The 9406-nt window shown below is 44.6% G+C and carries 13 protein-coding genes and 1 pseudogene; 4 read left to right on the top strand and 10 right to left on the bottom strand.

Going from position 1 to position 9406, the window contains the following annotated elements:
• Positions 1 to 150: 150 nt before the first annotated feature.
• Together PN466_RS08855 and PN466_RS08850 are read left to right on the top strand one after the other, a co-directional pair.
• Positions 151 to 312 (top strand): hypothetical protein, encoded by a 162-nt coding sequence (locus PN466_RS08855; protein WP_271938809.1) that lies wholly within the window; start codon positions 151 to 153, stop codon positions 310 to 312.
• A 368-nt stretch (positions 313 to 680) separates the two neighbouring features.
• A complete protein-coding gene (locus PN466_RS08850; protein ID WP_271938807.1) occupies positions 681 to 1529 on the top strand; it encodes an IS630 family transposase in 849 nt (282 codons plus the stop codon).
• A gap of 208 nt (positions 1530 to 1737) precedes the next feature.
• Here the strand turns inward: PN466_RS08850 and PN466_RS08845 are convergent, their stop codons facing one another.
• From PN466_RS08845 to PN466_RS08835, 3 genes are all read right to left on the bottom strand, one after another.
• Positions 1738 to 2295 (bottom strand): pyridoxamine 5'-phosphate oxidase family protein, encoded by a 558-nt coding sequence (locus PN466_RS08845; protein WP_271938804.1) that lies wholly within the window; start codon positions 2293 to 2295, stop codon positions 1738 to 1740.
• Positions 2296 to 2509: 214 nt separating this feature from the next.
• Entirely contained in the window at positions 2510 to 2983 is a 474-nt protein-coding gene (locus PN466_RS25925; protein ID WP_271938802.1) for a PEP-CTERM sorting domain-containing protein, read from the bottom strand.
• A gap of 30 nt (positions 2984 to 3013) precedes the next feature.
• Entirely contained in the window at positions 3014 to 4645 is a 1632-nt protein-coding gene (locus tag PN466_RS08835; RefSeq protein WP_271938799.1) for an ABC transporter permease, read from the bottom strand.
• 301 nt (positions 4646 to 4946) lie between these two features.
• Between PN466_RS08835 and PN466_RS08830 the strand changes: the two genes are divergently transcribed.
• Positions 4947 to 5705 carry an SDR family oxidoreductase gene (locus PN466_RS08830; protein WP_271938797.1) on the top strand — a complete coding sequence of 253 codons (759 nt, stop codon included), beginning with the start codon at positions 4947 to 4949 and terminating at the stop codon, positions 5703 to 5705.
• Here the strand turns inward: PN466_RS08830 and PN466_RS26270 are convergent.
• The 5 genes and pseudogenes from PN466_RS26270 to PN466_RS08805 all read right to left on the bottom strand — a co-directional run.
• Positions 5669 to 5911 (bottom strand): annotated as a pseudogene (locus PN466_RS26270) (transposase); the annotation flags it as partial. The gene PN466_RS08830 and the pseudogene PN466_RS26270 overlap by 37 nt on opposite strands.
• Before the next feature lie 105 nt (positions 5912 to 6016).
• The gene (gene nadB, locus PN466_RS08820; RefSeq protein ID WP_271938795.1) at positions 6017 to 7678 is read right to left on the bottom strand and encodes an L-aspartate oxidase; all 1662 of its coding nucleotides are present in this window, start codon (positions 7676 to 7678) and stop codon (positions 6017 to 6019) included.
• A 68-nt stretch (positions 7679 to 7746) separates the two neighbouring features.
• Positions 7747 to 7953, bottom strand: a complete 207-nt coding sequence (locus tag PN466_RS08815) for a hypothetical protein (RefSeq protein ID WP_271938792.1) — start codon at positions 7951 to 7953, stop codon at positions 7747 to 7749.
• 45 nt (positions 7954 to 7998) lie between these two features.
• Positions 7999 to 8367: a clan AA aspartic protease gene (locus PN466_RS08810; protein ID WP_271938790.1), complete on the bottom strand. Its 369-nt coding sequence runs from the start codon at positions 8365 to 8367 to the stop codon at positions 7999 to 8001.
• Positions 8364 to 8639: a hypothetical protein gene (locus PN466_RS08805; RefSeq protein WP_271938787.1), complete on the bottom strand. Its 276-nt coding sequence runs from the start codon at positions 8637 to 8639 to the stop codon at positions 8364 to 8366. The genes PN466_RS08810 and PN466_RS08805 overlap by 4 nt, the downstream gene beginning before the upstream one ends.
• A gap of 73 nt (positions 8640 to 8712) precedes the next feature.
• On the opposite strand from PN466_RS08805, the gene PN466_RS08800 reads away from it, so the two are divergent.
• A complete protein-coding gene (locus PN466_RS08800) occupies positions 8713 to 8937 on the top strand; it encodes a DUF433 domain-containing protein (protein WP_271938785.1) in 225 nt (74 codons plus the stop codon).
• Here PN466_RS08800 and PN466_RS08795 read toward each other — a convergent pair.
• Both PN466_RS08795 and PN466_RS26265 read right to left on the bottom strand, forming a co-directional pair.
• Positions 8934 to 9155, bottom strand: coding sequence for a DUF6887 family protein (locus PN466_RS08795; RefSeq protein WP_271938783.1), 222 nt, complete (start codon positions 9153 to 9155; stop codon positions 8934 to 8936). The genes PN466_RS08800 and PN466_RS08795 overlap by 4 nt on opposite strands.
• Positions 9139 to 9330 carry a DUF6888 family protein gene (locus tag PN466_RS26265; RefSeq protein ID WP_390889984.1) on the bottom strand — a complete coding sequence of 64 codons (192 nt, stop codon included), beginning with the start codon at positions 9328 to 9330 and terminating at the stop codon, positions 9139 to 9141. Before PN466_RS26265 ends, PN466_RS08795 begins: the two co-directional genes overlap by 17 nt.
• Positions 9331 to 9406 lie beyond the last annotated feature (76 nt).

Raw genomic sequence — 9406 nt, 5'->3', positions numbered from 1 at the left:
TTAAACTCTCCAGTTGCTCGGCATTAATCCCTAACACTCTTTGGGTTTCCTGGGGATATTGTCGCAGAAACTCGTCAATATTGCTCATGATTTTATCTTCGGTAAAATTGAATTATAACATACTTTTTACTCTAGTATTATTTTTAGGAGATGTCTATTGGTGAAAGCGCGATCGCTCAATTAGCGAAGCTACCCCCTTTACACAAAGATCCATTTGATCGTCTTCTACTTTGTCAATCTTTAGAACATGATTTAATCATTATGACAGAAGATGCAGCCATTATTTCATATCCCCTAGCTAAGATTTTTTAGTGAGTAGTGGCACGTCAAGCTTAAAATAGTGCATTAGGAAATCGCTATGATTGTTGAAATTAGAGAATTTAAGCAAAATCCTATTGCATCAAATAAAGCTTGACACGCCAGTAGTGGATTGTTTCACCTAAAATAGGGCTTTGTTTGTAGTAATACCATTTCTCTTTAACATTGCCATTAATCGATCCTTTTTAAAGCGCATCATCATAGAGAAAGCGCATCATCATAGAGAAATGGTATAAGCACTTTAGTGCTTAAAAGCCTAGCTGGAGATTGCTCAATCCCTCACTACGAACTATAGTTGTTTTAATTAAGGATGGGATAAGAATAGGGTAGACTAAAATAGTCAATAAAAAGAGTAATTTATTATGCCATACAGTTTAGATTTAAGGCAAAAAGTAATAAATTATGTAGAAAATGGGGGTAGGGTGACAGAAGCAACAAAAGTGTTTGGCATAGGAAGATCTACAATCTATCGATGGTTAAACAGGAAAGATTTAGCAGCGACAAAGGTGTGCCGCCGTCAGAGGAAATTAGACTGGAAAGCATTAGAAAAAGATGTACAGGAAAACCCCGATACTAAATTGAGAGATAGAGCCCAAAAATTTGCCGTTGATCCCAGTGCAATTTTTTATGCTATGAAAAGGATGAAAATAACGCGCAAAAAGAAAGAACTGCGCTATCGAGAAAGGAACCCAAAAGAAAGAATAAAATATTTGAGAATATTACGAGAATTGATAAAGATGTACGGAAGTAAAAGTCTTATGTTTATTGATGAGTCAGGGTTTGAGGAGATAGAGGGCTGTGTTTATGGGTGGTCAAAAAGAGGAAAAAAAATTTATGGAGAGAAGCAAGGAAAACGGGGAAAAAGAGAAAACTTGGTAGCTGGAAGAAGAAAAAAAGTAAAAGATCTAATAGCTCCAATGCTGTTTACCGGAAGTCTAAATGCCGCTGGATTTGAAGGATGGTTGGAGTATGATCTGTTGCCAGAATTAGAAATCACTTCAGTATTAATTATGGATAATTCCCCAATTCATAGAAAGGGAGTGATTAGAGAATTAGTAGAGGGGGCGGGTCATCAAGTTATATTTTTACCGAAATACTCTCCTGATTTTAACGATATTGAACATGATTTTAGTGCCTTAAAGAGAGCTAAAATGTATGCCCCTTTAGGCAAATCTCTGGATGAGATTATTCGCGATTATTGCACTGCTTAGTGTCCCATCCTTAATTAAAACAACTATATTATCAATTCCAGTATTAATCCTTCCTCCATGGAAGGTGGTTTCAGTCACCGCATCAAAGTCATTAACATCCGTGAAAAACATCACCGCTATGGAGTACAGTGTTGAATCCCCAAAGCCATGTACCACAATCCTATTCCCCATTCCCCATTCCCTAGCGCAAAGCGCTATATGTTCGGCTTTAAGCTTTGCGAGCCACCAGTTCGGCAACCTCACCTTCAGAATAGCGAATCGGAATATGTTGGGGACAGTTCTCACTATAAGCTTCCACATGGAACAGAATGACTCGCTCTATGCTTGCTGGATAGTTGGGGACTTGTAACTTTTCAGTAAGCTCCGTATTTCCTTCTACGACTTCTGCTCTTCCCCATACCTTCACCCGCTGGCGGTGACGATAATCCATTAGAAATAAAAAGGCTTTATCATTGCTCGATAGATTACCCACGGTGATGTATTGAGCATTGCCACTAAAATCGGCAAAGCCTAGGGTTTTTTCATCCAATACCTTCAGAAAACCGGGTTCCCCTCCTCGAAATTGGATATAGGGATAGCCATTGGAGCTAACAGTTCCTAAATAGATTCCGTCTAGAGTGGCGATAAAGTCGGCTAGTTCGGGAGTAATCGTATCATTACTGGGGCCTTTGGCAACATAGCGCTCATAAGCTTGGCGAGATCCTTGTTGTTCTTGTACAGCTTTGACTTCGGGCGTAAAAGCAAGTTGTGCAAATTTGCGAGCCATAATAATCTCCTATGCTGTTTCAATGGTTACCCTGTCTACTGACTTTCAGAATTTGAATAAATAGAGGTGCCTTTAATGATATGAGCGATCGCGCAGCGAAACGGAGTTTTATCGCCACTTCTGCTAAACTAGGGTAGGTTAGGCGATCGCTCTTTGAGACTGCGTCAGAGATGAACAGATTTAGCACGTTCTCAATCTGAGAAGTCGAGTTACTTTAGCACGGTTTCCGTTGACGCAGGGAACGGAAACCCAACGCACCGAAGGCTAATAATCCTAAAATAGAAGAGGGTTCCGGTACAGATTTGGAGGGTTTTCGGATCGCCAACCTTACGTCATCAAGAACTAATCCTCCATCGTCTCCTCCAGTATGATCGAAGATTAGATTGGCTGTTGTCAGTTCTTCTACAGTAAACTGCCGAGTAATGAGTCCAGGATCCAGCACAGAAAAGGTTTCTTCAAACAAACTTCCCAAAGAAACAGTCAGATTATTATTTTGTGTTCTACCAGGGTTTTGTCCTAACAAGTCAAAACTTAACTCCACAATTTGACCCGGATTGAAAGTAAATGGTGTTTTGGAAACAACAGTCCCTGCATTAGACGTTGTGCCATCAAGGTCTAGAAAAAGTCCTTGACCCGGAAAGAAATCAAAGAATCCGTTACCAATCAAATCAACGGAACCGTCAACCACATCCCAATTGGCTAAATCAAAAACGTTACATTAGGAGCTAAATCTACGAATTCTCCGACTCAGCAAAATCACGGGTAAAATCCCCACGACCACTAATGCTAGAGCTGGGCCGGCTGCTTCGGCGAGGCGTTCGTCGGCGGCCAGTTGGTAGGTGCGGATAGCGAGGGTGTCAAAGTTAAAGGGACGGATGATTAAGGTGGCGGGGAGTTCTTTCATCACATCCACAAATACCAGGAGAGTCGCCGTTAGTAGGCTACCGCGCATCAGGGGAACGTGGATGCGCCACAGGGTCTGGGTGACTCCGTAGCCGAGGCTGCGGGAGGCATAATCTAAATTGGGGGTGATTTTACCGAGACTCGACTCTACCGTTCCAAAAGCGACAGCTAAGAAGCGCACCAGATAGGCGAAGATTAGGGCAAAAATCGTGCCACTGAGGAGTAGTCCCGTAGATATATTGAACGTTGCTTGCATCCAGGCATCGACCGTGTTATCAAAAATTCCCAGAGGGATGAGAATACCGACGGCAATCACGGAGCCGGGGATGGCGTATCCCATGGAGGAGAGTCGAGCGGCACTGTTCATGGGGACGGTGGGGTTTAATCGCACTCCGTAGGCGATCGCCACAGCTAAAATGACTCCTAACAGGGCAGTCAGACCAGCAAGAATCAAGCTATTCTGGGCATATTCCCAAAACCGACCTTGTAGGGTATCCGGGTTGGCGATCGCCATTTGCATCAGTAGTCCACCTGGGAGTAGAAATCCACAGCCAATCGGAACCAGACAGGCGATCGCCGCCAAATGCCCCCGTATTCCAGTTAACCGGTAGGGTTGAATAGTTCGGAAGCGATCGCCACCTTGGTAATATTTGGCTTGCTGACGAGACCAGCGCTCTAGGATAATTAGCACGAAAACAAACATCAATAAAATGGAGGAGAGCTGGGAGGCAGCTCCATGTTCTCCCATCCCAAACCAGACGCGATAGATACCGGTAGTAAATGTATCTACACCGAAATACTGCACTGTCCCAAAATCACTCAGAGTTTCCATTAGGGCTAAAGACAATCCCGCCATAATTGCTGGTCGAGCTAGAGGGAGAGCCACTTTACGGAAACTTTGCCAGGGATTACAGCCGAGGGAACGGCTGGCTTCAAGGGTACAAGTGGCTTGTTCCAGGAAGGCGACCCGTGTTAATAAATAAACGTAGGGATAGAGCACTAAACTGAGGAGAATAATAGCGCCAACAAGCGATCGCACGGGAGGAAACCAGTAATCTTGCACCGTTTCCCAACCGAACACACTTCGCAGCGTAGTTTGGACAGGACCGTAATATTCCAGGAATTCCGTATAGGTGTAGGCTAAAACATAGGCGGGGACAGCTAAAGGGAGCAACAGCGCCCACTCAAACCACCGCTTTCCGCGAAATTCGCACATCGTCACTAACCAGGCACATCCGACACCGATCAGTAATACCCCTGTTCCGACTCCCACCATTAAAGCAAACGAGTTCAACAGATAGCGAGGTAACACCGTTTCCATCAGATGCAACCAAATGTCTCCCGTATTAGTGAAACTACTGGCAACAACGCAGAGAATGGGAGTTGCAATCAACAGAGCGATCGCGATGACGGCGATCGTCCATCCTTTAGAAAACCAGATCATCATTAAGGGCACCTCGTTGAATTCATTAGACTTTTTGCAGAAGTCAGGGAATAGGGAATAGAGATAAGAATACAGGATTATTCCATTGCTATTTATTGTCTACCCACTTATGCAAGAGGTCTATTTTTTGAGCAGGACAATACAAGATCAAAAGGGAATCGAAATTTTCCTTTAGAGTGCCTTCCTATGAAAACCCTGAAAAACGGTGTTCCCTTCTGCCCATGACCTATTCTCATTAGCGTACGAAGCGCTGTAAGCTTGGTGTTGATTGACCATCAATCATACTACATTTGAAACTAAAAATATGACCCAACCACTAGAAAACAAAGTTGCCCTCGTCACTGGGGGCAGTTCCGGCATCGGACGCGCTACAGCCTTGGCTTTTGCTAGTAAGGGAGCAAAAGTAGTCATTGGCAGTCCCCAGGTGAAAGAAGGGGAAGAAACAGTCCAACTGATACAAGAAGCGGGCAGTGAGGGGCTTTTCGTAAAAACCGATGTTACTCAGGCTGCCGAGGTAGAAAATTTGGTCACACAAACGGTGGCAATGTACGGACGTTTAGATTATGCCTTCAATAACGCTGGCACTGAGGGCGTAATGGGACGTGCCATCGAACATAGGGAAGAAGACTGGGATTTGATTATCAATACGAATCTAAAAGGAGTTTGGTTATCCATGAAGTACGAAATTCCTCAGATGCTCAAGCAAGGCACAGGGGCGATCGTTAACAATTCTTCTGCACTTGGGTTTAGGGGAATAAGCAATTTAGCGATTTACAGTGCCAGCAAATACGGAATCATCGGTTTAACTAAATCTCTTGCCCTTGAACACGCTCGGGATGGCATCAGGATTAATGTAGCTTGTCCTGGAGCAATAGAAACAGACATGGTCAATCGTATTGTGCCGAATCCGGAAGACAAAGCAGCTATGATCGAGCAGCAATATCCCCTCGGACGCATTGGCTTGCCAGAAGAGGTAGCGAATACTGTGGTTTGGTTGTGTTCGGATGAGGCGAGTTTTATCACCGGTCAAGCTATAGTAATTGACGGTGGTTTTACGATATAACAGTGATGATTGTAGGGCTTATTCAATAGGGTTAGTTTGCGACTAGAAACGGATTTCAAATTGGCGATAAATTTGGGTAAAGTAAGTTGAGGATAGTATTGAAATCTAATATGAATATGATCGGATTCTCTATTAATATCAATCAACTTACAATCCCATTTCTGATATAAATCAGACACCGCTTTTCCAAAAAAATCCAGTATTTCTTGATCAAAGACTCCTTAAAATTCTGTTCTTATTCACTGTAACTCATAGAATATTTCAAGTGTGCAAGTCTCTCTCCCATGGGAGAGGGATATAGGGAGAGGGCATTACCGTTGATAAACTTGCTCGCCTTGAATCAGGGTATGCACTTGCCAATCTGCTGAGGGTTGGGGATAATCATTGCGATAATGACCGCCACGACTTTCCGTGCGAAAAGCGGCACTTTTAAGCATCCAATAGCCAATATCTAATAAGTTTAGGGTTTCTGCTGCTAATTTTAATTGAGTTGCGGCTGCTTCAGAGGTAAATTGCACGGTATTATTGGGGGATAAATGGTTTAAATATTGGCCGATCGCACTTTCTCTTACTTGAGAGCGCCAAGCACTCACCATTGCTATCCCTTCTTCCAATATCGACTGCTGGCGAGAAATCCCTGCACTGTGCCACATGAGACCTGGTAATTGTTGGCGAATTGACTCGATAAATTCTTGGTCTGCCTCCCAGTTCACCGCTTCCTCGCTTGGAGTCGGAAGAGGCGCATCACGAACTGGTTCTATGGCTAATTGGTGTAACTGAGCAGCAAATACGATACATTCTAATAAGGAATTACTCGCTAAACGATTCGCCCCATGGACTCCCGTACTCGCTGTTTCCCCGATCGCATATAATCCCGGTACAGAAGTCGCTGCCATCAAATCTACCGCGACTCCTCCCATCCAATAATGGGCTGCTGGGGCAACCGGGATGGGTTCTGCGAATACATCAATTCCCCATTGCTGACACTTTTGGATGATATTGGGAAAACGATAGCGTACTTTGTCGGGGGCGATCGCCCGCAAATCCAGGTAAACATTCGCTCTGACGGGATCGAGGGCTGTTTTCTCCAAATGATTAAAAATTGCTCGACTGACCACATCACGGGGCGCTAATTCCCCTCTGGGGTCATAATCAAAGGCAAACCTGTGCCCCTGGGCATCAACTAAATGGGCCCCTTCGCCTCGCACCGCTTCGCTAATCAGAAAATGGGGCGCTCCGGGTTTACTTAGGGCTGTGGGATGGAATTGGACAAACTCTAAATCCCTTAAAACAGCTCCTGCACGCCAAGCTAGAGCCACACCATCCCCCGTACTCACGGGTGGGTTAGTCGTTTGGGCGAAGATTTGTCCCCCACCTCCAGTCGCTAAAATTACCGCATTAGCCTCGAGCCAGACAATTTGATTTTCCCACAGTAAACTAATTCCTTGAATCGCCGCGCCTGGTGCATCTTGCCATAAGCTGAGGGCAAAGGCTTGGGAGAGAACTTGAATATTCGGTCGCTCCGAGACTCTTGCTGTCAGAATATCAATAATTGCTCGCCCGGTGGTGTCTTGGGAATGGAGAACCCTGGAGCGAGAATGGGCGGCTTCTAGGGTAGTGGCGAGCTTATTATTTTTGCGATCGAATGCTACACCGAGTTCCAGTAAAGAATGGATCGCTTCTGGAGCATGATTCACTAAAAATTCCACCGCCTGGCGATCGCACAAACCTGCTCCTGCATGTAATGTATCTTCGAGATGCAATTCCGGCGAATCATCGTCAGCGATCGCGGCCGCTATTCCTCCTTGGGCCCATTTACTCGAACCTGTGCGAAGTTTATCTTTCGTCACCAGCAAAATCCGATACTGTGCGGGTAAACAGAGGGTGGCATACAGTCCCGCCGCTCCGGAACCCACCACAATAAGATCAAAGGCTCTAGAGGGAATAGGGGGCGTTGAATGGGGGCTGTTCAATCGTTTCTCCCAGAGATAAACAGGTTTGGCGATCTTCCTATTCTATCCCCTTGCCACCCCATTACTATCTACTGCCGGCGACCTGGTTGACAATTGGCAAAGCCTAATGCTTCCCTATCAAGGAAACTGGCGATTGCCATTTCCACCACTGCTTCGACTGGATACTCTATTTCCACAGCACGAGCGACTAAAGCTTCGCGAATGCGATCAGGCAATTGTCCTAAAATGATTTGATCATCAGCAGGGGAAAGCTGTTCTTGAAGTTGAACTGACATAGCATCACCATTCACTTCTTGGATGCGTTACAGCGCTTCGCACTGCTATAAGGCTTCAATTTTAACTCTACCACCCTCAACTGCATCAACCTGCAATCGATAACCATAAAGCATCCCCATTCCAACCAGGGGTTCTGTCTCAGACTCTGCAATGTCGATCATGCGGTATTGCCCATCCCAAATTACAGTTCCGGTGTAAAAATCAAACATAGTTTCGCTTCCATCACCCAAGGTTACTGTACTGGAGGTTCTCCAAGGTAGCCCAAGACGAATAATCGTTTCATCGGGTAACGACAGGAAGCCATCAAATCCAGTATCAATAACGGTATCGATAACTTCTCGTTGCCCAGTTGAGTTCCCAACCACAAGGGGAAGTGTTGCTTCACGCCGCCAATTTACAACTCCGTAAATCATTGACTCTGCTTCAGACTCCGCGAACCAAAATGGTAAACGGCACGGTGTCCGATGCGAATTGTCCAAGGTTGAGGATCGGCATGACGTTCAAATAGTGGATCGGTTGCAGCGATAAGCGTTTCACCCACTTCAAAATCTCCAGTTTCGATGTCAATGGCTACAATTTTGCTTTCATTTCCAGCTTCGACTTGCTGCCGAATACCATCTTCATAGAGTTTTTGCCCGCGTCTAGCTAACTCTTCTTTGCTGTAACGTCGTTGGCGAACTGTCATAGGGTTACCCTCGTTGTAAGGATATTCAGTTACTCTTAGAATTATATCTAGATAAAACCTTTCTCTTTACATTATGAGCGATCGCGACATCATTACCATTGAGCCAGATCAACGTGGGGGAAAACCCTGTATTCGTCAGATGCGAATTACGGTTTATGATGTTCTTGGCTGGCTTGCTGCTGGGATGTCTATGGCTGAGATTATGGATGATTTCCCGGAACTGACAGAGGCAGATATCAGTGCTTGCTTAGAGTTTGCTGGCGATCGCGAACATTCCACATTTTCAAATTCCCATTAACTCTGCTTCTTGTGATTATCCACTTCTTTGATGCGTTTTTTAATCGCTTCTTCTGTAATTTTAATCGTTTCCGGTGTTAAGGGTGCAGGATACCAAGTTGCTTCGGAGTCAGGACTACGACGACTCACTAAAGTGTCTAATGCCTCCATATCATCACGATGGTCTAAAACATAGGTTCTTAACTCTTTAATCGACATTTCATCAAATTTCGATTTCATTAATAAACCTCCACTCTCCATTGCTAGCAACTATAATTTCTAAGGTTTGACCTGCTAAAATATACACATATCTTTTTTGGGGGTTATATCGAAATAAATGAATATCCCGATATCCATTGGATAACATTTGACATACTCGCAGACAGCCTTGAGCTTGTTCGTTAGTTGGGTAAATCTTGGTTTCCTCAATTATGACACAGGCGTTAGTCTAGCATGTTGTTTAACCTGGAACTTGGTTAGGAAGCGATCGA

It is taken from the genome of Roseofilum reptotaenium CS-1145 (genome assembly GCF_028330985.1).
Lineage (GTDB): Bacteria > Cyanobacteriota > Cyanobacteriia > Cyanobacteriales > Desertifilaceae > Roseofilum > Roseofilum reptotaenium.
This window is presented reverse-complemented; position numbering and strand designations above follow the sequence as displayed.